Origin of the sequence: Olleya sp. Hel_I_94, from assembly GCF_007827365.1 — a bacterium.
Classification (GTDB): domain Bacteria; phylum Bacteroidota; class Bacteroidia; order Flavobacteriales; family Flavobacteriaceae; genus Olleya.
Genome location: NZ_VISI01000002.1, coordinates 2,903,048 through 2,930,000 on the forward strand (window position 1 = coordinate 2,903,048; position 26,953 = coordinate 2,930,000).

The 26,953-nt window shown below is 30.5% G+C and carries 24 protein-coding genes, 2 tRNA genes and 2 rRNA genes (1 of these 28 only partly in view); 8 read left to right on the top strand and 20 right to left on the bottom strand.

The genetic code is table 11. The annotated features are described in order from the left end of the window. The 7 genes from JM82_RS16110 to lysS form a co-directional block, all read right to left on the bottom strand. A complete protein-coding gene (locus JM82_RS16110; RefSeq protein WP_145006483.1) occupies positions 1-588 on the bottom strand; it encodes an ABC-three component system protein in 588 nt (195 codons plus the stop codon). Between the two features lie 8 nt (positions 589-596). Beyond that, on the bottom strand, positions 597-860 hold the full coding sequence (locus JM82_RS16115; protein WP_145006486.1) for a hypothetical protein: 264 nt from the start codon (positions 858-860) through the stop codon (positions 597-599). Between the two features lie 292 nt (positions 861-1,152). Beyond that, positions 1,153-2,097 carry a phage/plasmid replication protein gene (locus JM82_RS16120; RefSeq protein ID WP_145006489.1) on the bottom strand — a complete coding sequence of 315 codons (945 nt, stop codon included), beginning with the start codon at positions 2,095-2,097 and terminating at the stop codon, positions 1,153-1,155. 19 nt (positions 2,098-2,116) lie between these two features. Beyond that, entirely contained in the window at positions 2,117-2,422 is a 306-nt protein-coding gene (locus tag JM82_RS16125) for a helix-turn-helix domain-containing protein (protein WP_145006514.1), read from the bottom strand. A gap of 75 nt (positions 2,423-2,497) precedes the next feature. Continuing rightward, positions 2,498-3,205 carry a hypothetical protein gene (locus JM82_RS16130; RefSeq protein ID WP_145006517.1) on the bottom strand — a complete coding sequence of 236 codons (708 nt, stop codon included), beginning with the start codon at positions 3,203-3,205 and terminating at the stop codon, positions 2,498-2,500. Between the two features lie 3 nt (positions 3,206-3,208). After that, a complete protein-coding gene (locus JM82_RS16135; protein ID WP_145006522.1) occupies positions 3,209-4,279 on the bottom strand; it encodes a tyrosine-type recombinase/integrase in 1,071 nt (356 codons plus the stop codon). Between the two features lie 184 nt (positions 4,280-4,463). Beyond that, positions 4,464-6,161: a lysine--tRNA ligase gene (gene lysS / locus JM82_RS16140; protein WP_145006525.1), complete on the bottom strand. Its 1,698-nt coding sequence runs from the start codon at positions 6,159-6,161 to the stop codon at positions 4,464-4,466. Between the two features lie 157 nt (positions 6,162-6,318). On the opposite strand from lysS, the gene lipB reads away from it, so the two are divergent. Then, positions 6,319-7,017: a lipoyl(octanoyl) transferase LipB gene (gene lipB, locus JM82_RS16145; protein ID WP_145006528.1), complete on the top strand. Its 699-nt coding sequence runs from the start codon at positions 6,319-6,321 to the stop codon at positions 7,015-7,017. A gap of 2 nt (positions 7,018-7,019) precedes the next feature. Here the strand turns inward: lipB and JM82_RS16150 are convergent, their stop codons facing one another. The 9 genes from JM82_RS16150 to JM82_RS16190 form a co-directional block, all read right to left on the bottom strand. Beyond that, the gene (locus JM82_RS16150) at positions 7,020-7,661 is read right to left on the bottom strand and encodes a hypothetical protein (RefSeq protein ID WP_145006531.1); all 642 of its coding nucleotides are present in this window, start codon (positions 7,659-7,661) and stop codon (positions 7,020-7,022) included. A 78-nt stretch (positions 7,662-7,739) separates the two neighbouring features. Continuing rightward, a complete protein-coding gene (locus JM82_RS16155) occupies positions 7,740-9,197 on the bottom strand; it encodes a hypothetical protein (RefSeq protein WP_145006534.1) in 1,458 nt (485 codons plus the stop codon). A gap of 2 nt (positions 9,198-9,199) precedes the next feature. Next, complete coding sequence (locus tag JM82_RS16160; RefSeq protein WP_145006537.1) at positions 9,200-9,925, bottom strand: glycosyltransferase family 2 protein; 726 nt, start codon at positions 9,923-9,925, stop codon at positions 9,200-9,202. A gap of 17 nt (positions 9,926-9,942) precedes the next feature. Beyond that, positions 9,943-10,992: a nucleoid-associated protein gene (locus tag JM82_RS16165; RefSeq protein WP_145006540.1), complete on the bottom strand. Its 1,050-nt coding sequence runs from the start codon at positions 10,990-10,992 to the stop codon at positions 9,943-9,945. Between the two features lie 110 nt (positions 10,993-11,102). Further along, positions 11,103-11,672, bottom strand: coding sequence for a hypothetical protein (locus tag JM82_RS16170; RefSeq protein WP_145006543.1), 570 nt, complete (start codon positions 11,670-11,672; stop codon positions 11,103-11,105). Positions 11,673-11,801: 129 nt separating this feature from the next. After that, the gene (locus tag JM82_RS16175) at positions 11,802-12,146 is read right to left on the bottom strand and encodes a hypothetical protein (protein WP_145006546.1); all 345 of its coding nucleotides are present in this window, start codon (positions 12,144-12,146) and stop codon (positions 11,802-11,804) included. Between the two features lie 153 nt (positions 12,147-12,299). After that, positions 12,300-12,911 (bottom strand): autotransporter outer membrane beta-barrel domain-containing protein, encoded by a 612-nt coding sequence (locus tag JM82_RS16180; protein WP_145006549.1) that lies wholly within the window; start codon positions 12,909-12,911, stop codon positions 12,300-12,302. Between the two features lie 26 nt (positions 12,912-12,937). After that, positions 12,938-13,777, bottom strand: a complete 840-nt coding sequence (locus JM82_RS16185) for a DUF4412 domain-containing protein (RefSeq protein WP_145006552.1) — start codon at positions 13,775-13,777, stop codon at positions 12,938-12,940. 22 nt (positions 13,778-13,799) lie between these two features. Then, complete coding sequence (locus JM82_RS16190; RefSeq protein ID WP_145006555.1) at positions 13,800-14,147, bottom strand: hypothetical protein; 348 nt, start codon at positions 14,145-14,147, stop codon at positions 13,800-13,802. 130 nt (positions 14,148-14,277) lie between these two features. Here JM82_RS16190 and JM82_RS16195 point away from each other — a divergent pair, with 130 nt between their 5' ends. Both JM82_RS16195 and JM82_RS16200 read left to right on the top strand, forming a co-directional pair. Continuing rightward, positions 14,278-14,847, top strand: a complete 570-nt coding sequence (locus tag JM82_RS16195) for an RNA polymerase sigma factor (protein ID WP_145006559.1) — start codon at positions 14,278-14,280, stop codon at positions 14,845-14,847. 1 nt (position 14,848) lies between these two features. After that, positions 14,849-15,571, top strand: coding sequence for a tetratricopeptide repeat protein (locus tag JM82_RS16200; RefSeq protein WP_145006562.1), 723 nt, complete (start codon positions 14,849-14,851; stop codon positions 15,569-15,571). Here JM82_RS16200 and JM82_RS16205 read toward each other — a convergent pair. The 4 genes from JM82_RS16205 to JM82_RS16220 all read right to left on the bottom strand — a co-directional run bounded on the left by JM82_RS16205 (position 15,568) and on the right by JM82_RS16220 (position 21,952). Further along, positions 15,568-18,297, bottom strand: coding sequence for a CHAT domain-containing protein (locus tag JM82_RS16205; protein ID WP_145006565.1), 2,730 nt, complete (start codon positions 18,295-18,297; stop codon positions 15,568-15,570). The genes JM82_RS16200 and JM82_RS16205 overlap by 4 nt on opposite strands. Before the next feature lie 5 nt (positions 18,298-18,302). Further along, on the bottom strand, positions 18,303-18,776 hold the full coding sequence (locus JM82_RS16210; protein WP_145006569.1) for a hypothetical protein: 474 nt from the start codon (positions 18,774-18,776) through the stop codon (positions 18,303-18,305). 118 nt (positions 18,777-18,894) lie between these two features. Then, complete coding sequence (locus tag JM82_RS16215; protein ID WP_145006572.1) at positions 18,895-21,321, bottom strand: ribonuclease HII; 2,427 nt, start codon at positions 21,319-21,321, stop codon at positions 18,895-18,897. A gap of 31 nt (positions 21,322-21,352) precedes the next feature. Further along, entirely contained in the window at positions 21,353-21,952 is a 600-nt protein-coding gene (locus JM82_RS16220; RefSeq protein ID WP_145006575.1) for a ribonuclease HII, read from the bottom strand. 145 nt (positions 21,953-22,097) lie between these two features. On the opposite strand from JM82_RS16220, the gene JM82_RS16225 reads away from it, so the two are divergent. The 5 genes from JM82_RS16225 to JM82_RS16245 all read left to right on the top strand — a co-directional run. Beyond that, complete coding sequence (locus tag JM82_RS16225) at positions 22,098-24,071, top strand: putative porin (protein ID WP_145006578.1); 1,974 nt, start codon at positions 22,098-22,100, stop codon at positions 24,069-24,071. A gap of 668 nt (positions 24,072-24,739) precedes the next feature. Beyond that, a 16S ribosomal RNA gene (locus tag JM82_RS16230) occupies positions 24,740-26,257 on the top strand. An 82-nt stretch (positions 26,258-26,339) separates the two neighbouring features. Next, positions 26,340-26,413, top strand: a tRNA-Ile gene (locus JM82_RS16235). A gap of 82 nt (positions 26,414-26,495) precedes the next feature. Further along, positions 26,496-26,569 (top strand) — tRNA-Ala (locus JM82_RS16240). A 145-nt stretch (positions 26,570-26,714) separates the two neighbouring features. Further along, positions 26,715-26,953, top strand: a 23S ribosomal RNA gene (locus JM82_RS16245); it runs 2,580 nt beyond the window's last position. The 16S and 23S rRNA genes sit together here with 2 tRNA genes alongside, the layout of an rRNA operon.

The window sequence follows — 26,953 nt, forward strand, 5'->3', positions numbered from 1 at the left end:
CTAATCCCAAGTAATATGGCAATTGCCAGTTAAAAAATAAATCATTCCTATAATATCATCAGGATAAATGTTTAGTACATTTTTAGCTGATAGCATAGCTTCGATAGGCTTAACAACTTGTTCATCCATTATTTTTGAAATTTGTGCCTTTGAATACCCTTCATCTATAGCTGGATTTACATGAAGTAAAAACAGCTTCCATACTTGTGCTAAAATATGGGCATGAATTTTTTGAGTAGCTTTTGATAATTCATTTTCAGTTAACTCTTTTGTGTATTTTTCCTTAAGATGATTTACTCTTCGATATTGTTTTTCATAGCCTGCTCTTTTAAGTTTTTCATGAAGCCCAATTACTTTATCGTCAACATTAGATGTGTAGTGTTGAATCTTGTCTATAAAATCTAAAATGGTAGTACTTCCATCATCTAATTCTTTTTCGAATTCTTCAACTAAAGCTAGATAATCAGCATAAGTCTCAGATGTATTATGAATATGAAGTTCAGGCTTGTTAACTTCCATATTTCCGTAAGAAGCGTATTGTTCGGAGTCAGGTCCAGCTTCTTGGTTTAAGCTTGTTTCTTCGCTCATTTACTATTCTATTTCTTTATAGTCATATCTCCTTTAGACATATACTGGTTAGATTTTTTTCCAGCTTTTTGAGAAAGCGTAGTTTTACTATCTTGCTTTTCTTTTTTTTCTTCCTTACTTTTTACAAAGAAGGTTCCGATTAGAGCAGATATAGAAACAAGTAAAACAATAAGAGGTTCTTCAAACTCTTCGGCATTTATAAGCCAAATAATACTTATAATTAACACTATAATTTCTATAGCGATAATTATTTTTTTAGCGTTTTTAGTCATAGATATTGTGATGTATTTAAGCGATTAAGAAATAGTTGAAAATTTATATATAGCTCCGCCACGAACCTAAAGACTTGAAAGTCTTTATTAACTATTTTTTAGGGAGAAAAAAGGCTTTAAAATCTAATAATTAAAATCCTTGCTATTGTAAATGTATAAAAATTATTTTTAACATTAAGGAAATAAATATCGATATAACGCTAGGTGTAAAAAAAATGTGGTTTTCAAAAAGGCACTCGGTGTATATACTAAAGTGTCTTTTTATATAATTAATGGGGGACATATTTAATTATTAAATAAAATCTTTAATATTATGAATTTTCTTATTTAATTCGTCTATTAGATTCTTGTCTAGTGTATTCTCGTTCACTGAATTAAATAACTCTTTAATTCTGTACTTCATTTTACTACGCTTACTCTTAGGGTTTTTTAAATCGAAGTCTAAATTTGAAATGGTTTCACTTGTAAAATCAAAACCTAATTTATCAATTCCGTGATAGGACAGGTACTTATATACTCCATTATGATGAAATAATAATTCTGTTGGGTCTAAACCTAATTGAAGTTTATTAATTCTACTGTAATTATTAATCCAAAGTTCTAAGAATTTATTTTGAACAAAATCTTTAGTAAGCATATCTAATGTGAATTTGTCCACACTAAATAATCTTTTAAAATCAAGTCTTAAACCTATTTCATAACGTAGAATGTTTTGATTAAGGTATAATCCTGAGTGGGAGTATAAAAGTTCTTTAGACAGACTCTTTATCTCTTTTCTTTTATCGTAAAATAGTAGTTTCTTCTTAGCATATTTTCTAAAGAAAGTAACCGAATCTTTATACCTCATTGATTCTAGTCTAGGGAAAGAAGCCAGACATTTTAAGTATTCATGAACAGGGTAATCAACAGTAAAACTATATCCATAATCAACTCTTGTTAATGTAGCATTTGACATATCTATTTTTAAATAATCTGATAATTTAGTAATTGCTTTTTTTAATTCTGACTTATCTAAATGGTTTAGGTTATTCCCAAAATGAAATTTAGAAAGAGAACCATTAAACAAAAGTCTAAAAGGTCTTTTATCATTATCAAGTCTAATTGTTATTTTGATATTCTTTGCATTAAATGAAGCATTGTATCCATATTCAGATATTGTGATTTTTGAATTGCTTATTAACCTATTGTAATCGTTATTGGGATTAAGTAGGATATACCCTTTAATTGTATCTATCATAGTTTCTGTTATATGGAAATTAGTTTAACTTATTATTAGAGAGTAGGCTATTTGCTACTATCATATCTACTTCATCAATAGATTTGATGTAGTTTTTCATTAAAAATGATTCTAAATCCTTACGTCTAATAAAAATTAGTTTTCCGTTTGGTTTAGAGTGAGGAATCTTGCTTGAAGCAATTAGTTTTTGAATCTGTGATACACTAACTCCAGAAACAAAGGCAGCTTCTTTAATAGTGTAGATTCTTTTTCTGAAAAGATGACTTTTCTTGATTTCTTTTTTGAGAAGTTTTACCTCTTGGATAAGTTGAGAGATTTTAGTCATAATAAAATAATTATTGATTTATAATGACGTAAATCTCTTGAATTACTAGGGTTTATTTAATAAGTGAAAAGTGAGTTATAAGTTAGTACTTAGTTCCTGAATTATTTTTATTGTAACATCATCATCAGGGATATAATCTTTTTTTTCGGCTAAAACAGAACTAAGTTGTTTCTCTTTGTAATTGTTGCCTTTTTTGTTTATGAAGTGAGCAGTAATAAGTTTGTTTTTGAAATTTTGAGTTTCAATATCAAGAAACGTATTGTCTATTAATTTAGTTATTAGATTTGCGATTTGAAGTTCTGTACCTTTCCATTGTATTTTATCTTCCCAATCTTTATCAAAATGTTTTTCAAAATTGTTAAAATCAGTATCAATTAATTTATATTCTATTAATTGGTTATGTAATGTTTTTATGAATTCTTGCTTGTCAATTTTAGAGCTTAATATAAATTGAACATTACGTTTTTTACTCCTTAATGGTGGATTAATGTTTGATTCAATTTTTGATAGTCTAGTATCAATAATTCGTTTAAGTTTAATTAATCTTAATTTTAGATTCATAAATTCACTACTCATATCATCTTCAATCTCTAAAAGTAAATTTGTAATATCACTTTCATACTTCGAGTAATATTCGTCATAATAAAATTCATCTTCTATTCTATCATCATAACCACCACTATAAAAGTCTTCTAAAACCAAGTAGCTAAAATGGGTTTCAAAGTTTTTAATAATTCTATCTTCAAAGTATTCTACTAACTCTTTAACTTTTTTTAATTCCATAATTTAAAACTCTAGATTTACCATACTATCTACTGCTTTTTGTTTTTCTTCATCAATTACTTTTGCATAGACAAGAGTGCTTTTAATATCCTTATGCCCCATTAATTTAGAAATTGTAAAGACGTTTACACCTGATGTTACTAATAGAGTAGCAAAAGTATGTCTAGCACAATGGAAATGTACTTTTTTATTTATACCAGCTAATTTAATAAGTTTTTTAACTGTTCTGTTCATTGAACTAATATGTTCAGAAAGTTTAAATACAAAATCTTCATTATGTTTCTGTTTTTCTAATATGTTTTTTGCATTATTATTTAATGGTATATATACTGCGTTTTTTGTTTTATTCTGCATTAGTTGAATTCTGTTATCCTTAATGTTGGACCATTTTAAATCTTTAATATCTGATGCCCTTAATCCACTATAACAACTGAAAAGAAAAGCATTTTTTGCTTCATTATCCCAAAATTCTGTATTGATTATTATTTGAATTTCTTCTTTTGTTAAAAATACAATTTCTGTTTCTTCCTTTTTTGGTCTATTGATATATCTAATTGGATTGTCTACGATAATTTTTTCTTTGATAGCATGATTAAGAGTTGCGTTTACTTTATTAATATAAGTAACAATTGAGTTATTAGCTAATCCTTGATTTTTAAGATATTCAATAAAGTTTTCTACCCAAGTAGAAGAGATATTCTCGAAACTTATTTTTTTACCTTGAAAAGTAATTAAATGTTTTAGAGTATTATCCCAAGCAGTTTTTGTTTTCTCTTCTTTTTTATTTCCTAATTTCTCGAAGTAGAGTATGAAATTAGCTTTTTGAAGCTGTCTTGATACTAAACCATTCTTTGCATTACCTAGTTCAATTTCTAATTTAGCCCTGATATTTTCAACTAATCTATCTTTTTGTTTCCTTATTTCTTTGGAATCAGTGGGATTAAAAGTCACTTCTTTTATTGTTTCTCTAACTCTCTTTCCGTTTAAATTGTAATCTAATTGTTTTTTATACGGTCTGTTTTTCTTTGAAAGATTAGTTTTGCCTAAATACTTTGTTCTTAGATTAACTGACATACTTATTATTTGTTTTGTTTACTAAATTTAAAAGATAATTTCTACTCAAGTGACAGATATGTGACACTATTTTGAGACAATCTGCTATTATTTACAACAAAAATAGGTTGCCAAGTGGCAACCTATTATAAGTATTTAGTAAGTACTAAGTTCTGATTTTATGTAATCGACTTAAATAATATAGTTATTCAAACCAAACTTCAAATGTTCCTTCAGGTAATTTATTAACACTGACTAAACCATGTTTACCAAGCTCCTTCATTGACTTATCCCATTTTTTATTACTTAAACCAACTTGTTCTTTTAACCATTTCAAGTCAACTTTGTTATATTCTTTTACAATTTTTAAAATTGACTTCGCTTCATCACTAATCGCTAATGCTTTTTTCTCTGGTCGCATTTGTGGAAAAAACAGGACTTCTTGTATTGATTTATTATTGGTTAAAAACATAATTAATCTATCCATACCAATTCCCATTCCTGATGTTGGAGGCATTCCGTACTCTAATGCACGTAAAAAGTCTTCATCTATAAACTCGGTAGCTTCGTCATCTCCTTTTTGAGCTAATTTTAATTGGTGCTCAAAACGCTCGCGTTGGTCAATTGGATCATTTAGCTCTGAATATGCATTTGCTATTTCTTTACCACAAACCATTAACTCAAAACGTTCTGTTAATTCTGGATTATCTCTATGCTCTTTACATAAAGGACTCATTTCTTTTGGATAGTCTGTAATAAAGGTTGGTTGTATGTAGTTACCTTCACATTTTTCTCCAAAAATTTCGTCTATTAATTTACCTTTACCCATGGTTGCATCTACGCTAATACCCATGTCTTTGGCAGCAGTACGTATTTGATCTTCTGTTTTACCATTAATATCAAAACCTGTAAAGTGTTTAATAGAATCTGCCATAGTGACTCTAGCATAAGGCGCTTTAAAATCTATTTTATGTTCACCAAATGTAGCTTCAGATGTTCCGTTTACAGCTATTGCGCAATGCTCTAGTAATTGTTCGCAAAAATCCATCATCCAATTGTAGTCTTTATAAGCTACATAAATTTCCATTGCTGTAAATTCTGGATTATGTGTACGATCCATTCCTTCGTTACGGAAATTTTTTGAAAACTCATAAACCCCTTCAAAACCACCTACGATAAGTCGTTTTAAATACAGCTCGTTAGCAATACGCATATATAATGGTATGTCTAAACTGTTATGGTGTGTAATAAAAGGACGTGCAGCAGCACCACCTGGAATAGGTTGTAATATTGGTGTTTCTACTTCAAAATATCCAGACGAATTAAAGAAGTCACGCATCGCGTTAAATAACTTAGTACGTTTTACAAAAACTTCTTTTACTTTAGGGTTTACAACTAAGTCCGCGTAACGTTGTCTATAACGTTGTTCGGGATCTGTAAAAGCATCAAATGTATTACCTTCGGCATCTGTTTTAGGCAGCGGTAAGGGTTTTAAAGCTTTACTTAAAACTGTAAAGTTTTTAACCATTACTGTTTTTTCGCCAACTTTAGTGGTAAAAAGCTCACCTTCTACACCAATAAAATCTCCAATATCTAAAAGTTTTTTATAAACAGTGTTGTATTTTGTTTTGTCCTCACCTGTACAGATTTCGTCTCTGTTAAAATAAACCTGAATACGACCTTCACTATCTTGCAGCTCTGCAAAACTAGCATTACCTTGAATACGTCTAGACATCAAACGACCTGCAATAACAACCTGTTTGCCTTCCTTAAATTCCTGTTTTATTTGTTTAGAATTGTTAGAAACAGGATATAAATCTGCTGGATAAGGGTTGATACCTAACTCGCGTAATTTTGCAAGTTTTTCTCTACGTACGAGCTCTAGCTCAGATAATTGTGACATAGTATTATTGTAATAAATTTAAGACGCAAATATAAGGATTTGATTTGCGGTTTTGATATTAAATTTAAGAAATTACGGTTTGTTAAATACTGCCAAATCTTTTCTTTTATAGGGAATAGGCAAGATAAATTGTATCTTTGTAACATTAAACTTTACCATGAATAAGAACGTACAAATACAAGATTTAGGTACTAAAGACTTTAAAGAGACTTGGGATTATCAAGAAGTATTATTTAAAGGTATTTTAGATACAAAAATTAAAAATAGAAGGGAAGCTGCTGGTCTAGAAACTAATAACTACCTTTTATTTGTGGAGCATCCACACGTTTATACTTTAGGTAAAAGTGGTGATATGTCTAATTTATTGTTAAACGAAGACCAATTAAAAGAGAAAGGTGCATCGTTTTATAAAATTAATAGAGGAGGAGATATTACGTACCATGGTCCTGGACAATTAGTTGGTTATCCTATTCTGGATTTAGATAATTTTTTTACAGACATCCATAAATATTTACGTTTTTTAGAAGAAGTTATTATTTTAACTTTAGATGAATATGGTTTAAAAGCAACACGTAGTGAAGGAGAAACAGGTGTTTGGCTAGATGTAGGAACCCCTTTTGCGCGTAAAATTTGTGCAATGGGAGTTAGAGCTAGTCGTTGGGTTACAATGCATGGTTTTGCACTTAATGTCAATGCTAATTTAGGTTACTTTGATAATATTATTCCATGCGGAATTAAAGGTAAAGCAGTAACTTCCATGCAAGTAGAATTAGGTGTTAAGTCTGTGGATGAAGCAGAAGTGAAATCTAAAATATTAAAGCATTTTAGCGCTATGTTTGAAGCTAACTTTATATAAATTTAGTCCTTAACATAGTCTAGGTAAGCCTCTGCAATCTCTGTTAAACTAAAGTGTTTCCACTCTTTGTTTTGTATGCGTTTTACAAGTGCAGGATAATCTTTAAAATAAATACCCATTGCTTTTTTTACTTGACCATTAGTAAACCCTTTACCACTTACTATATAGGCTTTGTCCTCTGTTGGACGTTGGTATAAAAAGTAAACAAATTCCCAAATAGAGTGTGCTCCAGTTATGGATTTCATGATTCCTTTTTTATCCAACTTATAGCGTTGTGCAAGCGAGTAACCTTTAATAGCATCATTGGCATATATAAGTAACATCCAATGTTTATTCTTTTTTTCTGAAACTATTTCTTTTCCAAAAGATTTAAATAAGTGCACAACATTATTTCTGACAAATAAAAATTTGTTTCCGTTTTTGGCAGTATATAAAATTTGAGAAATACTGTCTTCGTCAATTTTTAAAACTTTAGCTTTTGCACTAGATTTATATTCTACTTTACCATCCAACATTTTATTAGAAGGTAGTCTAGCTAAGCCATCTTTAACGGTTCCATTTGTCATTAGTATTTTGGCAGTGTGATATTGTGCGTTAGCAATAAATGAACTTAAAATAAAGGCTAGGTATAAAAGGGATTTCATGTAAAACGGTTAGTTATTGATTATTAGCTTAATTAGCAATCAATTTAGTTAAAAGTATTTACATTTAAAAATGGTCTATCAGTTTTTGATTAGTATACCATCTTTAAAATAGTGAATTTTAAAATCTTTAAAATGGGTTAATACATCCGGTTTAGATATAAAATAGCGTCGATTTATATTATTAAAAAACAAGATTTGAGCTTTACCTTGTTTGATATCTTGGGTCATTTTTTGTAAAGTACTATCGTAAGTTTTTGTATTTACAAATGGAAGTTTATGGTTATTTACATTTTTATAAAAACGCATGATATCGTGTGCATTGGTATAAAGATTTAATGTGTCTTGGGACTTTATGTAGTTAATAGATTGGGAGTTTTTCCATACTTCTGCACTATACTGCGTACCGTTTTGATAATGATTGACTCTTAATTTGTAGGTGTTTAAAATATTGGATAGTAATAGTATTATAAAAAGGACTATGGTTATTGGCTGATATTGTTTCGGTTTTAGAATTGGGTTTAAAATTAAAACGACTAGTGTTAGTATGATAAAATAAAAGGGAAAGAATATTCTGGTGTTAACAGGCACGTTTTCATCAAAAAAAGAAATAGAAATTACTATAAATACTGTATAAGAACACATTAAAGTTACCAATAATAAAATGATAGGTGTACAGGATTTAACTTGTACTATTATTATTTTTTGTATGGTTTTAAATTTAAAAAAACTAATAACTATGACGCTTAAAATGATTGTTGCTATATAGCCATTATATAAAAACCAGTAAATTATTGTTTTGGTTAACGATAATAATCTTCTAAATCTGAAACCAAAAAAATCGATATTTCTTATGGTGTTAGAATTGTTAAAATAGTAACAGTAAATAAGCCAGAGAATAAATAGACTTAAAGAGGAGATTGTATAAATTAAAACCGCCTTTAATCTTGGTTTAATTTTAGATTTATGGAGTATTAAAATATAAGACCCAAAACCACCTATATATCCTAAGCCTGCATATCTAGTTAATAATAACACGCTAGATATTACTCCAGCCCAAATAAGATATTTGTAACTGCTAGTTTTAACCCATTTAATAAAAAGCAATGTTACTAACAGTAGTAAAACCATAAATAACCCTTCGCTTAAAAAGTAAATAAAGACTAGTGATGAGTAGGAGGTTAAAAGTAAAATAACAATAAAAGGAATGACTTTTTTGTCAATTTTTAGTGTTGTTAAAAGGTTGTAAAAAATTAATGAAATTGTAGAAAGGAGTCCTACATTTAATATAAAGGCGCCTGTAAGTATACTGCAATTAAATAGCTTGGTCGTTAATGCTACTAATAATGGGTAAAGTGGAGGCCAATGCGTAATTAGTATTCCGTTTTCGTCTACGATGCCATTACCTAGTAAAATACTTTTTACTATTTGAATATAGGACACAGAGTCTGGCGTGATACCTAATTTATAAGGCCAACTAAAATAAGCGAATAGTAAGGTGAAGGCAATAGAAATTAAAATGATTAATTTTTTTGTCATCACTATTTACCTTTTAATAGCCCATATTTAGTAATACAATATAAGGCTCTAAAACCGTCTTTCCATGATATTTTTTTACCTTCCAGATAGGTTCTTCCATAATATGAAATACCGACTTCGTAAATACGTATGTAAGGTATCCTAGAAATTTTAGCAGTTACTTCGGGTTCAAAACCAAAGCGTTTTTCTTTGAGGTTAACAGATTTAATGATTTCGCTTTTAAACATTTTATAGCAAGTCTCCATGTCTGTAAGGTTTAAATTGGTTACTGCATTAGAGAAAAAAGTTAAAAACTTATTTCCTATAGTATGCCAAAAAAACAATACACGATGTGGATTACTACCCATAAATCTTGAACCATACACGACGTCCGCAAATCCGTCTGTGATTGGTTTTAATAGGACGTTATACTCGTTTGGGTCATATTCTAAATCTGCGTCTTGGATTATAACATAATCTCCAGTTGCTTGTTTAATGCCTTCATGGAGTGCTGCACCTTTACCTAGATTTACTTCTTGCTTAAAAAACTTAATATCTAAATTAGGATTATTAGCAATAAAAGTTTCAATGGTTTTTTTTGTTTGATCTGTAGAGCAATCGTCAATAATTACAATTTGCTTTTTTATACCAAATAGTAATGTTACACTATTAATCTTGTCCAGTATTAGTGTGATAGTGCTTTCTTCATTATAAGCAGGAATTATAATGGACAAGGTTTTAATAGACATGTTTATAGCGTTTGGTTTTAGGCTTCGACGTTAAAAAACACTTTGTAATAATGCATTTTTTTCTCTTCGTCATAACCACGTTCAAGGTATTCTGCACTTGCATCAGGAGCGTCTATGTCTAATTTAATTTGGATGTTTGTATCCAATTTAATTTCGGTTTTAATTTTTTTCTTTTCTTTATTTAAAACTTTTTCTGAGACATCAAATTGATTTCTGATTAACACATTCTGTTCTGATTCAAAATCTTTTTTATAGCTTTCAAATAAATCCATGTGTTTGTCTTCCACAAATACTTCGTCTTTAAAACGCTCGACATTTACTATTTCATTTTCTTTAAAAAAGTCAATAGTTTTAGCTAAAAAGGTGTTATGCTCTTGGGCTCCATAGGTTGTTTTAATTATTTCTGTCGAAAATTCTTTACAAAGCTCAAGATAGTTTTGTGTATGACTATTGTAGTCATCTGCATATTTTATGTTTAAAAACTTATCTATCCAATACGCAGCATCATAATTATTGTTGTCTACGGTTAACACAACTTTACCTTCGGCATCTCCTGTATTTAAAATTAAACAACCCTTATCTACTTTTTTAGCATTGATCCCCTTTTGGACTAATACATCGTAACTGTTATCTTCTAAATAGGTTTGAAAAAAGTTGGTTTTGTTTTCTATTTTAAAAATTCCAATAGCATCCACAACCATTTCATTATGCTCAATACCATCAAAATAGGCAACAATTACGTCTCCAGTTTTAATTTGTGCAGAGGTTGATTGCTCATATAAATGTTTAACTACATTTTTGGAGACGTCCACAAAAGTTTCGTCATCTGCAAAAATTTCTTTAGTGTAAGCATTAATTTCATTTAGCTCGATATTGGCATGATGATTAAATCTGTGACTTTGGACTAAGCTTGTAAATGGTCTTAGTAAAAAAGGAACCATTAACTCATAACTGGCTTCATCAAAAATAAGTTCTTTTTCAGAAAAGGCATTTTTTGTATCGTTATGTTTGTTTCCTACTTTGTGAATAATACACTTTAAAATAGAGGCTTTGTTACGATTAATCATTATTAAAAATGGTGTTTGTTTTAAAATACAATGTTACTAAATATAGCCTAAATACAACACAAAAAAACCGAAGACTTTGCTTCGGTTTATTTTGTGATTTGATATTAATATTAGTATTTGATACCATAATAATCACAGACTTCGTAATAGTTGGTAATGTCAACTCCTGCTTGACTTAGTTGATTATAAGTTTGCTGTTTATTGTTGTTTGCAATTCTAGCGCCAGATGAAGATTTTATAATTATAACTTTTAAAGATGTTAGGTCTCCTGCAGAAATATTGTAAAATGATCCTGAAGCATCATTATAATCTAGATCGATGCCTTCTAAATAGTGTATTACGTGTACAGAAAAGTTAAATGCAACACTATCATAAGGACATGGTATTGTAACCCAATAATTAGGACTATCTGTTAAATAGGTAAGTACAACATCATTGTCTAGGACTTCTTGTGTTATTTCTGGTACTGATATAGAGGTGTAGTTACCTGAAAAAGTGGAAGCATCAATAGTAATTGTTTGCACATTAGCGTTTCCGTCCATACCATCTGCTCCGTTAATTCCATCAATACCGTCTGCACCAGCAGGACCATCTGCACCATCTTCTGTTGAGCATGAAAAGTTAAAAGCAACTATAATTGCTAATAGGACAAATTTTGATTTTAATAATAAATGTTTCATTGTGTTTTTGTTTAAATGATTAATAGTTTTTGTTTTCCTATTAATAGATCAAAAATGTAAAGGTTAACATGAGAGATAAAAAAAAGCCGAAAAAAATATTTTTCGGCTTTTAAACTAAATTGACTAATTCTAGCTTTCTTCTTCACCAACAGGCTCGTTTGAGGTTTTTATGCTATTCCATTCTGGGTGAGTAGAATTTAAGTAAGCATACACTGGTTTTTCATTTCTAACCATATCAACATACATTGGCATGTCTTTAAATGGTAAAAATATGGCTCCAACTTTGTTAGCAGGAATATAAGTTGGATCAGGTACAGGACTTGAGTCATGTAAAAAGTACATAATAAATCTGTGGTCTTTGTCATAACAGGTAATGTAACCTTGGATTTTAATTTTTTTACCATTCCATGTTGCAGAATTTTGATAACCCAAAGCCATTTTGTAAGTGTTAACTGTAAATTGTTTTGTTGCCATAATTAAATATGTTTTAAGATTAATAACACTTATTAATGGTATTAGTAAGTAAAGGTTAACACATAGAATAAAAAAAACCGAAACATTTGTTTCGGCTTTTAAACTAAATTAAATAATGAAAACTCAATCAATCAGTTTTAGGAATATTATCAATTAAAAATAAGCAGACAATCCAATACCCAAAAATATGGATGATAAAGTCTCTTTGTACTCTGAAGGTGCATCTTCTGGATTTATGTCTTCCCAAGAATAATTTATAGAAGGTTCAATAGCGACATGATCTCCTAAGAAAAAAGAATAGCCAACACCAACTCTAAATCCAAAGGATGATGCTTTAGTTTCTAACGTTCCTAGTTCGCTAAAATCACTTTCAGTAGATGTTTTTTGAGAGCCAAAACCAACAACAGCTTCGGCAAAAATACCATTGTCTAAATAATATCTAGCAAAAGGTAATACTGCAAATCCATTAGTTGTGGTTTCTATATCTCCAAAAAACTCATCTTCTTGTTTTTCTTTATTGGTAGTTATGGAAAGCTCTAGTCCAATAGCAAGATTATCTGCTATAAAATAACCTGCTTTTGGTGTAATATTAGTTGTAAAAGCAGTGGCTTTATTATCATTAATTTTTCGGGTTGTATTGTATACTAATATGCTTCCGTTAGTTAAAAATGTCCCTTTGGTTTTGGCTTGAAAAACGTCTTGAGCTTGGCAGTTTAAGCTTAAAATAATTAATGGTAAAATACTTAGTGTTTTAAAAATGTTCATTTTATTATTGGTTTATAATTAATAGTTTACATTAGTTTTTTATAGTCAGATGACTTTATGGTTATAGTGGTTTTGTCCAAAGCAATACATGTCATTTTTATGGCTTTGGGTTTGCGTTTAGAGGTGTCAACCATATCCATTTCTAGCGTTAGTCCATCTATCATTTTCATCCAAGATTGATTGTTCCCTTTTTTGCTTTTAAGGTTGTACATGGATTTTACAAATGATATACCTGCGTTTTGTGTAATCCAAACAGTACCTTCAATGTCTGGTCCTTTAACTTTAAAAGCTTCACATGTATAGCCTAATATTGTTTTAGTGTTTCCGGTAGCTATTATGCTTATTTTGGATTGATTAATAGCGTCGTTAGTGGAGTCCTCAAAGTTTAAACCCATAGCCATTAGTGTTTTGTCGCCTTTATTGTCCATAAACATATACATGGATTTTTTGTCTATATCCATAACGCTTATCACATCATTCTTACCTGTTTTATCAGGAATACTAGTTCCAAAATAATTTCCAGCATTAGTTAAATAGTACGCTAAGTTTGTTGTGCGTTTGCCATCTTCTATTTGCATGACGTATTTATGAGAAAATGTGTAGGTGTTTGCAGGAGTTTCAGCAGATGTACTAGTGCCAAAAGGTGATTTATTATTACTAGTAGCGGTTTTAGGATCACTACTATTATTAAATGTAGAATCAAAAGCTTTTTCTGTTTCGCGTTCGGTTTTTTGTTCAACTTTCTTTTCTAAAGTTTTTTCAGCAGCTTTTTCTGCTTTTTTAGCTAGTTTTTTCCAGATCTGTGCATTACTTGACGTTGCAAAGCAGCACATTAATATTATTAGTAAGGGTTTTAAAAGTTTCATTGTTTTATTTTTAATGGATTAATTATTCGTCTTTTTTAGCTTCCTTTATTTGTTTTCCAATAGCTTGTCCTAATGAGTCTTTTTGTTTTTGTGTCAAATCTTTAGATATCAAGTAATATTGATTTTTTAGCTCTGTTTTTTGTTTTTCAGCTAAGTCCGATTTTTCTAATAACTCTAAATATCCTATTGCTTTTCCGTTAGCTTTACCATCAAGGTTTTCGCCAAAAAGGCTGGTTAAAGTTTGAGTCCCTTTATCTAAAAAATTGTTAGAGTTAGTAGTAGTGGAATCTTTAGTAGTAGTTTTGTTTTGTCCATGTCCACTAATAGTAAAAGTTAATAGTATCATGATTGTGAATAGCAGCGTTTTCATTTTTTTAAAGTTTTATAATTACGCTTATTAATGTTTTGATTTTAAAAAGGTTAACAGAAGATGCTTTTTATTTTAAAAAAAAGTTAATTTTACTTTTACGTGTTAACCTTTCCTTCAAACCAAGTATTAAATGGCAAATAACCAAGAAGAAATATCGCTTCAAAGTTTAAAACTGGGCTCAGACCAAGCGCTTCAGCAAGTGTATGAAGACAACAGAGATAAGTTTATAAATTTTGCTAGACGTTATAATTTGGATACCGATGACATTATAGATATTTACCAAGATGCTTATATCGTGTTTTATAACAATGTAATGAGTGGTAAAATTGAAAGCTTTACAAGCAGTATTTCTACTTATTTATTTAGTATTGGTAAATACTTAATCTTTGATAAGATGAAAAAAAACAACAAAAAAGTAAGCGCTAATTTTGATTTATCCTTAGTTAAGGATTCTGATGATTTAGTAACTACTTTGGAGGTTGAAAATGAAGCGTTAACCCAAGAGCAAAAGCTACTAAAACAGCATTTTAAAGACTTAGGTAAGCAATGTCAAGAGTTACTTACCTTATTTTATTACAGAGGATTTACCATTAAAGACATTTTAAAACATAGTAATTATAATAGCGAAAACGTTATTAAAAGCGCTAAGTCTAGATGCCTAAAAACCTTAAAACAACGTATTAATAGCAATCCAAAATAACATGGATAAAGAACAACTTTTATATCTATATTTTTCTAATACTTTGACTCCAGAGCAAGAACAGGCGTTTAATAATTTATTAAAAACGGACTCTGAATTTAAAGCGCAATTTGAATTTGAAAATAATATCAAGCAAGTCATTAAGGCAGAACAAAGCGAGATTTTAAAATTAAAACTACAGGGTTTTGAAAAAAAGATAAAGACTGAGCAAAACAATGCCAAATCATGGTTTAATTGGCGCATTGCTGCATCCATTGTCTTTTTTTTAGCAGCTGGTTGGTTTGGTTACGATGCTTTTTTTGGTGTAAATTATGAGGATTTATATGCTAGCAATTATAAAAACTATCCAAACACAGTTTATACTATTACAAGAGGGGAAGATACAAGTAGTCTTGAACGTGAAGCTTTTGTAGCTTATGAAACCGAAGACTATAATTTAGCAATTCAAAAATTTAATAAAATAGAAAATAAACAACCCTACTTTAATTTTTATAAAGCAAATTCGTATTTAGGTTTAGGCGAATTAGATAAAGCAAAAGATTTGTTTAAAATAGAAACAGCAGCAGATGAAGCTGAATTTAAAGCAGAAGCTAATTGGTATTTGGCCTTAATTAATTTGAAACAGCATAATAAAACCGAAGCCACTAAATATTTTGAAACTTTAATTGCAAATTATAATTACAAAAAGGAGGAAGCTAAAACGTTACTTGAAAGTTTAAACTAACTATTTTTCTTTTTTAATAGTATACCTAATATTACTATTAGCAGTATTCCTGCTATAATCCATAACCAATAATGCGTTGAGGTTAAAGGCTCAGTATTTCCAGAAATTACAAATGCAGACCAATAATATGGATGTGATAAGGCATTGTCTTTATTTTGTTTTACAAAAGTTAGCTTAGCTTGCTGTAAGGCTAAGTCTTTAGGTTGTCCTTTTGAAAGGTTTTTGTAAAAATCTGACATTAATGCAGCAGAAGACGCATCGTTAATTTTCCAAAGTGTGCTAGATATACTTTGTGCACCACTAAAGTAAAAGCCTCTTGCTAAACTTAATAATCCTTCTCCACGTTTTAAATTTCCTATTCCGCTCTCGCAAGCAGATAGGGTAACCAAATTGGCATTGAGTTTTAAATTATACAAGTCTTTAGTATACAGATAACCGTTTTGCCTATTTTTAATGGTAAATGCTAAAAACGAAAACTCAGGAGCTTCATCATTAAAAACAGCATGTGTTGCCAAGTGTAAAATACTATAATTAGTACTTTTAGTATTAAAATTTTGTAAGGTAGCATTGTCATGACTTAATACTTGACCTTTAAAATAATCTGCACAATCTTTTGCTTCTTTTAAGTTATTAGGTAACGCTAGTAATTTGCTGTTGTTAAAACTTGGCGCGAAAGCTAAAAGTTTTCCATTATTAGATTTTTTAGCTTGTAATTGCTGTAATAATGTTGCAGAATTAATGTAACTTATATTATGTTTTTCAAGTAAATAATTGGATTTTTTATCAATTAAAGCAGCAAAAGGTATGTAGTTTAACAATCCATCTGCTATAATTATTAGATTTTGATTTAATTTATTAATAGGAGCTATTATCTTATCGTGTAAACTTTCTAGATTTTTTCTTAACAGCTCTAAATTGGACTTAGGATTGCTAAGCATTTTATATGTTAATTTTATTGAATCATTAAAATTATAATCCAATGTTATTCTCTTAAGTTGTTTTGTGTTTTTAGTTATTCCAAATGCATAGATCGCATTTTCACCATAAAAATAGGAGATAAGCATATCTTTTTTAGATAATAGTTGTTGTGTTTTTTTTAAACTAATCCCTTTTGAATTGTACTTTAAATTAAAGTAATTTTTATAGTTTGACTCTAGACGTTTTAAATAATTAGTATGTTCTAGTTTTAAGTTGGTTAACTCCTCTTTTAAAGTTTCAGTTTTATTAACGTTTAGTTTTTTTTCTAAAGTGGTAATTTTATATTTCAAAACGTCTCCTTCTTCAATTATGTTTTTTGGGATATTTGCATAATTGGTAGCTTTACTACTTAATAATGCTTCTAAAAGTAAAATGCTTTTACTTTTTTCTGCATATAAAAAAGCTTGATCTATATAAGTGTTATTATTGCTTTTGCTATCTAAAGTAAAACAGGCCTCTATACCTGACTCAAATAATGGAAAAGCATTTTCAATAAAAAAAAGTTTGTCATCATTATACCTAAAGGTTGGTCTTAGTTTGTCTAAAATACTAATAGCATAATTTACGGTGTTGATAGTTTCAATAGGATTATTAAGATTGTTTAATGTAATAGCTTTTAGCTTTAATGTTTTTAATAAGTTTATTTGATTAATGCTTGATTTAATAGAATCATTTTCAAATAAATTTATAGCTATATTATAATGGTTTATAGCCTTATTTGGATCATCGTACTTTTGATGCAACTCGCCTATATCAGAATTTGTAATTGCTATATATTGGTTGTTTTTATACGATCTAGTGGCTTTTTTTTTGTAAAAATCTAGCGCTTTATCTAATTCATTTAATGCTTTTTCATAGTTGTTTTCATTATCATATATTTCGGAGTATAGTTTATAATAATTTACATTGTACATATGGTTTATGTCTAAATACTGCTTAGCTTTTTTTAGATAAAATTTAGCACTATCAATTTTTTTTAATTGAATGTAATTTTTGGCAATATTAAAACACGAAGACATAATATTGTTTGAGCCACCTTTATTATCGTAGTAGTTTAAAAATTTAAGAAAATAGCTGTTAGATTGTTTATGCTTGTTTTCTTTTTTTAAAACTTCGGCTAGCAAATTATAGTTTGAGTATATCAAATCATTATTTGTACTATCTATTGTTTTTAAAAACCTGATATTTTTATCATACAGTGCTTTAGATAAGGCGTATTTACCTTCGTCAGTATTCATTTTAGCCACATAACTATAAGCTACAGAAAGAAACGTTTTGTTTTTTAAAAGTTGGGAGTTGTCAGCGTTTGCTGTGTTATCAATTATTTTTTGAAAACGATTTTTAGCTGCTTCGTAATTGTTTAAGCGGTAATAATAAAAACCATAATAAAAGTTAATATGGTTTTTATATTTAAGACTGTTTTCTAAGGTGTTAAAGTAATTTTGTTGACTATTATATAAGGAGTCAATAGTGAATAAAGTAGATTGTCGTTTGGTAAAATTATTATGGTAAAACGCTGTGTTGTAAATTTCAAAATAATTATCCATTGCATAATTCCAATGCTTATTGATTGCTGCAACTTTAATACTTTGTTTAAAGTAATAATACGCTGAGTCTTGGTTGCTAGTTGCAATATTGATAGCTTTATTACTTAGTTTTTTTATTGTTTTTTCTAAAGCTTGGCTGGACTGTTGTGATAGACTAACTTGAAGTGAAATTAAGCATATAAAAGATAAGATATATTTCATTCATCTTACTTTTTAAACATAACATTATAAGGTTTTTTATTGTTAGTGGTAACTTGTAATTTGTTTGTTCCGTCACATATTGATGATTTCATTTTATTTACCGGAAATACAAGAGTGCTATCTTTTAATGTCGTTAAATCATCAGCTGTAAAAGTTTGAATTGGATTGTCTTTGTTGTCCAATAAGATAATCTTTATGTTTTTAGTGTCCTTGTCAAAACTTATGTATTTAACAGATGGACAACAGTCTGTGAAGGAACTGTCAGGACAAGGTGGAAGAGGATCTCCTCCTCCAATCGCAATAGAGTCGTTAGCTGCAGTGTATGTGCTTCTTTGATCTGTGTTTTGAATATGTATGGTATAAAGCTGTCTTTCGGTTAAAGTGTTTTGTTCAGACAAATCGATTTCAGCTTTATCATTGTTATTACAAGAATTAGCTAACAGAAATAAAGTACATAGAGATATAATTACAGCTTTCATAAAATAGTGTTTGATTTATGTTTACTTAATGTTTTAAGTATCATAAAGTTAACGTTTTAATTGAATAATTTAAATAAATCATCAATTTTTTAGCTGTAATAACCTTTTATTCAGTCACTTAATTTATTTTATAAACCAACACAGAGTTGCTCTCACCTTTTGTCACAAACTCTAGATTATTATCCTTGTCAATATTATCAAGATCTATAGCTGATGTACCGTATACAGGAAAGTTATCTTGCTGCTTTGCATTACTATCAAATAACATTACTTTTTGAGTTTGCTTATCTGTAGTAGAAACGTATATTTTATTGTTAATTAAAAAAAGTTTTGCAGGCGTATAGCTACCAAAATCTAATTGTAAGGTTTGATCTTTAATATTTAAAGTATTGTCACTTTGTGTAATTAATGTTTTTGTAGTCGCGCTTAAAGTTATGTTTTCTGACAGGTTTGTATTACTTACTGTAACCTTTCCTTTTTGGTCTATAGTTGCTAACTTACCGTCTTTAGTTGTTGTTATAAAATCCGAGTTATAATTAAAGATAGCTTGATTTGCATAACTAAGTTTTGTTTTAGGAGTCACTCTGGTTTTACCACGTCTGTCTAAAATGTATAATTGGTTGTCTGTTTTAAATAGCAGGTAATCTTTTCGGCCAATTCTAATATGTTGAGGTGGTGTGTTTATAGTTTCTTCTGCTTGTTTAAAGTTGAAACCTTTGACCGTTTTACCTTGACTATCATAAACTAGTACATTTTTGTCTTGTGTTATAAACAAGCGGTATTTTTTGTTATTGTCATAGTCAAAAACAGAAAGAGGTTGCGTAATATCATCATTAAAGGTCATCGGAAACGGTTTTACATCCTCTCCTGTATGATCTAAAACATAAACGCGATTAGCAGTAGCAAACACTAATTGTAAACGTCCATTTTTGTACATGTCAATTTGATTAACAGATCCTAAAATGTGGCCTTTTAATTGTTTTTTCCATAGTATTTTACCACTATTAGATATTAAATATAAGGTGTTGGCTATGTCCTGCACAATTATATCTTTTTGTTTTGTACGATGGTTTTTAACAAACTGAGGGTTAGTAAGTATGTCATTATCTAATTTAATATTAAACATTTCAATAACCGAGTTGTCTGAAACCGATGGTTTACTTTGCTTAATAATGGCATTAAAGTGTGCAAAGTCTATGTCGTAAATAAATTGTAAAGCAGTTGTTTTGTAGTTGTCAAATTTAAAATCAAAATTAGTATTCAAGTTAGTTTTTACTATTTTACTAAGATTAATAGGATTTATAACCTGAAGTATAGATGCTTGATTACTTAAGTTTTTCTTCAAATCTTTGTAATAATCGCGATCATTTATTGTAGTCTGATTTTGATAATTAACAATTATATTTTCCAGTGTCTCTGTATTAGATGCAAATACTAAAAACTGATTTATTATAAAGTAGTTAGCAGCCTTGTCCAAATTAACAAATGGTTTTAAATAATCGTTAAATAGTCCAGGTTTAGAAAATTTATAAATGCTAATACCTCTAAAGTCTTCAACTTTTTCTTTTTCACTAAGTAAGGCTTCTTGAGTACTAATAATATCAATAGAGTTTAATACAACAGCACTAGTTGTGTCACTGTAAATTTCACCAAATTCTACGATATTATCAAAAAGAGTCGTTTTAGATTTAAGAGTGTCAATCTTATTGAATTTGTTTAAGTTATGACTAAATTTTTTATAATCATTAAAAGTAATACTTAAAAAGCCATCACTATTGGATGGTGTTATTTGTGCTAACTGGTTGTCCTGTGGTAAAGTGTTTTTAAACACGTTTAGCAACTTGTTTGTCGTGTCAGAAGCTTTAGTGATTCCGTTTAAAATTAATTGGTTTTGACCTGTTTCTGTATCAAACGTCAAGTAATCCGTAAAGTTTTTAGATAGCACGTTTTTGTTAACAAACATGCTGTTTAAGCCAATTTTGGTGTTTGTGTATACTGAAAACGATGCCTCTTTATCTTGAGTAGCTATTATTTTTTTAATCGAATTTTTGTCAGGTTTACTATTTATTAAGTGTTGCAAATGATCAAGATTATTAGCTCCTATAAGTAGGTTTCCAACTGTAGAAACATAAATTATTTGATTTTTATTTGTGATTTTTTCAGCAGATAACCCTTTTAACTTTATAGGCTCTCGTTTAATCTTTAAACTATCAAGTTTAAAAACAGTATCATTTAATTTAGTCACAAAACTATATTGTAAACTATCCTTTTTATCTTTAAACAGATTGACGTAAACCTTTTGTTTACTTTTTATTTGGTTTAATAATTCTAGTTTCTCACAAATGTTTTTATAAGACCTTGTGTTAGATAATTGGTCTATAAAATGATTATTGGTTATGTTACTTTTAAAGTTTTCTAGATTGTTAATGGTTAATACATAATCTGCTTGACTAAAAATATAATCTTCAATTGTATTTTTGTTAGTAGATTTTTGACAAGATATTATCAAAAAAATAAATAGTAAACAACACCATATATGTTTCATAAAAGTAGAGAGTTTGTGCAAATATAATAAGTTACAATTCTAATTTCAATTGTTCTGGTAACAGCTTAAAAGATTTTCTGTGGTATTTAGTAGGACCGTATTTTCTTATGGCTTCACGATGTTGTTTAGTTGGGTAGCCTTTATTTTGTTTCCAATTGTACATCGGAAACTCTTCATGGATTTTATTCATGTATTCATCTCGATATGTTTTGGCTAAAACAGACGCTGCAGCAATACTTAAAAACTTACCATCTCCTTTAATTATCGTTTCAAACGGAATGTCTTTATAAGGTTTAAATTTATTTCCATCCACAATAATAAACTCGGGTGTTTTTTTCATGGCTTCAATTGACTTATGCATCGCTAAAATGGAAGCGTTTAATATGTTAATATCATCAATTTCAGCTTCATGGATGTGATAAAAGCCAAAGCACAATGCTTCGTTTTCAATAATTGGTCTTAATAAATCTCTTTTTTTTTCGCTAATTTGTTTAGAGTCGTTCAAAATTTCATTCTTAAAATTAGATTTTAAAATTACAGCAGCAGCAGTAACAGGTCCAGCTAAGCAACCACGACCAGCTTCATCAGTTCCGCATTCTAATTTGTGATTGGTATATTTTAATTTTAGCATTAAATAAAAAAGAAGATTTGACGTTATATTGTTTCAATTTTGTTCCTTTCTTAACAGAAACCACAAAACCATAAAGATATTTGCTATTTTTGGCAAAAATAAATGATTCAGCTTTTAATTAAAGGTCTAAAATAGTCACCATTTAATGAAAAAAATAATTTTCTCTTTCCTTTTATTCATCATAACTGTTTTTGCTTATGCGCAAAGACCAGTAAAAAAGACTTCAAATAAAGCGATATCTACAGCCCAATCTAATGTTGTTACCGTTCAGGATAGCGTTAAAAAGGGTAGTGTAGGTGCTAAATCAACACAAAAAAAAGAGGCTGTTATTACAGATTATTTGATTATTAATCATTTAAGAGATACTACATATTTAGATACGACCTTAACAATAAATAAAGAGTATAAATACAATTATTTAAGACGTGACGAGTTTGGTTTAATGCCATTTGCTAATATTGGTCAGACTTATAATAGTCTTACTTATAATTTTAACGACACCCATTTAATTCCGGGATTTGGGGCAAAAGCAAAGCATTTTAACTACTTAGATGCAGAGGACATCAATTATTATCATGTGCCGACACCACTAACAGAACTTTATTTTAAAACTGCCTTAACCCAAGGACAGCAATTAGATGCGTTTTTTACTACCAATACGTCAAAACAGTTTAATTTATCAATTGGATATAAAGGCGTTAGGTCTTTAGGTATATATCAAAACTCATTAACTAGCTCAGGAAATCTTAGGATGACAGCAAGTTATAAAACAAAAAATAGGCGTTATATTTTAAATACACATTTTACCTCTCAGGATTTATTAACTCAAGAAAATGGAGGGTTAAAAGATGACAACCTTGCGTTTTTTGAATCTGGAGACCCTGATTTTGACGACAGAGGAGTGTTAGAAGTAAATTTTGAAAATGCAGAAAATCTACTTTTAGGCAAACGATTTTATTTAAATCATAGCTACGATTTTATTAGACCTAAGGATTCTTTAAGTTCAAACAGTCTTCAATTAGCACATGTAATGACACTTGAGGATAAGATTTATACATTCGATCAATCGGCAGCCAATACCGATTATTTTGGAGAAGCCTTCCGTACTTCAAGCTTAAAGGATAGGACAGAGCTAGAGCAATTTACAAACCAATTACAATTAAACTACAAAAATGGTACATTAGGTAATCTTCAGTTTAATGCAACTCATAATAACTATAACTATGGGTATGATAAAATTGTAGCACTTAATTCAGGAACTATAACTAATAGGTTAATTGGAGATGTAGTCTCAGTAGGAGCAAAATATAATAAGCAGTACAAAGGTTTTAATTTAAATGGTAACGCAGGATTAAATGTAACAGGAGATTTTGACGGAAACTATATTTCAGGGACAGCATCTTATCAATTAAATAGTGACCTTAAAATATTAGCTAATATCAATCACTCATCCATAGCTCCAAATTTTAACACATTGCTTTTTCAAAGTGATTATAAAAATTATAACTGGAGTAATCAATTTAATAATATTAAATCACAGCAATTACTTTTTTATATAGATTCCAAAAAATATGCGAATCTAACGGTAGATCTAAATACAATAAATGATTATGTATATTTCTCAAAAAATGAAGATGGCAATGTTAAACCATACCAAAATAGCGATGCGATTACCTATTTAAAACTCAAACTTCAAAAAGAAATCAGGTATAAAAATTTCGCTTTAGACAATACCGTGTTATATCAAAACGTCCAAGATAACTCCAATGTCTTAAACGTCCCTCAGATAGTAACCCGCAATACACTATACTATTCAAATCAAGTATTCAAAAAAGCAATGTTTTTGCAAACCGGAATAATATTCAATTATTTCAGTTCATATAATATGAATAGTTATGACCCTTTATTAGCCGAGTTCTATACTCAAAATCAAGAAAAGTTCGGAGGATTCCCAAGGCTAGACTTTTTTGTCAACGCAAAAATTAGACAAACTAGAATATTTTTAAAAGCCGAACATTTTAATTCAGCCTTCACTGCAAAAGATTATTATTCGGCAGCCAATCAACCATATCGTGATTTTACAATTCGATTTGGTTTAGTCTGGAATTTCTTTCTATAGCATAATGTTGGCGTTACCCAAAGGGTCGGGCTATCACTACTCGCTTTTTTTTAGCGCACAGTTTTTACTATTTATTACAATACATTTTATGGATTAATTAATTTACTACTTAATATAGGTACGTATCAAAAAAAGAGCTCAAACATACCGTTCTATCCCTAACGCGCTGCTTAACAGTAAACAAATTAAATAGTGTCAATATTACTTGTTTGTCAATAAGCTTAAGATTAAAAAATAATTAAAAAAAATATTAGACTATAACCTGTTAGCAATAAGGCATTAAAGGTTTGTATTAAAATAAAATTAAAAAAAGATTAAAAAAAGGGTTGCGGGAAAGAAAAAGGCTTGTATATTTGCACCCCGAAAACGACGTAACTGATGTTACTGAGAGTAAAGGGAAACGTTCTAAGATATATTGAAAGTGAAGTTTAAAAAAGAAAAAAAATTTTTTTTTAAATAAAGCTTGTGGGATTTAAAAAAGCGAATTATATTTGCACCCGCTTAAGGAAATAACATCTTAAGAGACAGAGAAAAAAGTTCATAAACATATTGAATTGACAGCGTAAAAATTAATTGGAAACGATTAATTTAAACAAACGAGAATAAACCATTTTGAGTACTGAAAACATTATTAATTGTTAAAACATAGTCGTAAGACTTAAAATTTAACGATGAAGAGTTTGATCCTGGCTCAGGATGAACGCTAGCGGCAGGCTTAACACATGCAAGTCGAGGGGTAGCAGGGAGCTTGCTCCGCTGACGACCGGCGAACGGGTGCGTAACGCGTATAGAATCTACCTCTTACTAAGGGATAGCCCAGAGAAATTTGGATTAATATCTTATAGTATGTTAACTTGGCATCAAGATGACATTAAAGGTTACGGTAAGAGATGACTATGCGTCCTATTAGCTAGATGGTGTGGTAACGGCACACCATGGCAACGATAGGTAGGGGCCCTGAGAGGGGGATCCCCCACACTGGTACTGAGACACGGACCAGACTCCTACGGGAGGCAGCAGTGAGGAATATTGGACAATGGAGGCAACTCTGATCCAGCCATGCCGCGTGCAGGAAGACTGCCCTATGGGTTGTAAACTGCTTTTATACAGGAAGAAACACTCTCACGTGTGAGAGCTTGACGGTACTGTAAGAATAAGGATCGGCTAACTCCGTGCCAGCAGCCGCGGTAATACGGAGGATCCAAGCGTTATCCGGAATCATTGGGTTTAAAGGGTCCGTAGGTGGATAATTAAGTCAGAGGTGAAATCCTGCAGCTCAACTGTAGAATTGCCTTTGATACTGGTTGTCTTGAGTTATTATGAAGTAGTTAGAATATGTAGTGTAGCGGTGAAATGCATAGATATTACATAGAATACCAATTGCGAAGGCAGATTACTAATAATATACTGACACTGATGGACGAAAGCGTGGGGAGCGAACAGGATTAGATACCCTGGTAGTCCACGCCGTAAACGATGGTCACTAGCTGTTCGAACTTCGGTTTGAGTGGCTAAGCGAAAGTGATAAGTGACCCACCTGGGGAGTACGTTCGCAAGAATGAAACTCAAAGGAATTGACGGGGGCCCGCACAAGCGGTGGAGCATGTGGTTTAATTCGATGATACGCGAGGAACCTTACCAGGGCTTAAATGTAAATTGACAGGTTTAGAAATAGACTTTTCTTCGGACAATTTACAAGGTGCTGCATGGTTGTCGTCAGCTCGTGCCGTGAGGTGTCAGGTTAAGTCCTATAACGAGCGCAACCCCTGTTGTTAGTTGCCAGCGAGTCATGTCGGGAACTCTAACAAGACTGCCAGTGCAAACTGTGAGGAAGGTGGGGATGACGTCAAATCATCACGGCCCTTACGTCCTGGGCTACACACGTGCTACAATGGTAGGGACAGAGAGCAGCCACTGGGTGACCAGGAGCGAATCTATAAACCCTATCACAGTTCGGATCGGAGTCTGCAACTCGACTCCGTGAAGCTGGAATCGCTAGTAATCGCATATCAGCCATGATGCGGTGAATACGTTCCCGGGCCTTGTACACACCGCCCGTCAAGCCATGGAAGCTGGGAGTGCCTGAAGTCCGTCGCCGTAAGGAGCGGCCTAGGGTAAAATCGGTAACTAGGGCTAAGTCGTAACAAGGTAGCCGTACCGGAAGGTGCGGCTGGAACACCTCCTTTCTAGAGAAAGACAATTATTGTGTTTTTTTATGTAAACAAAAAGTTTATTCTCCTGCTGTTGATTTATAATCTATTATAGTAGAGTCTCATAGCTCAGCTGGTTAGAGCGCTACACTGATAATGTAGAGGTCGGCAGTTCGAGTCTGCCTGAGACTACTAATACTATGATAAAAGGAAATTCTAGAAGTTGTCAATTCTAAATAAGTAATTCTGAATAGAACATTCGGGATTCCTATATGGGGGATTAGCTCAGCTGGCTAGAGCGCCTGCCTTGCACGCAGGAGGTCATCGGTTCGACTCCGATATTCTCCACTATTCAGTTTTAACTGAAAAAGTTCTTTGACATATTGAAAAAAGATACATGAAAATTTAGTGAGATTTTTCTCATTAAAATTAATGTGGTATTATACTAATCGTAGTATAATACTGCATAGAACTCATTAAAAAGCAAATAGTACAATAAGCTAAATAAGAGCGTATGGGGAATGCCTAGGCTCTCAGAGGCGATGAAGGACGTGATAAGCTGCGAAAAGCTGCGGGGATTGGCACATACAAATTGATCCGTAGATATCCGAATGGGGCAACCCAGCATATTGAAGATATGTTATCCGAAAGGAAGTAAACCCGGAGAACTGAAACATCTAAGTACCCGGAGGAGAAGAAAACAAAAGTGATTCCGTTAGTAGTGGCGAGCGA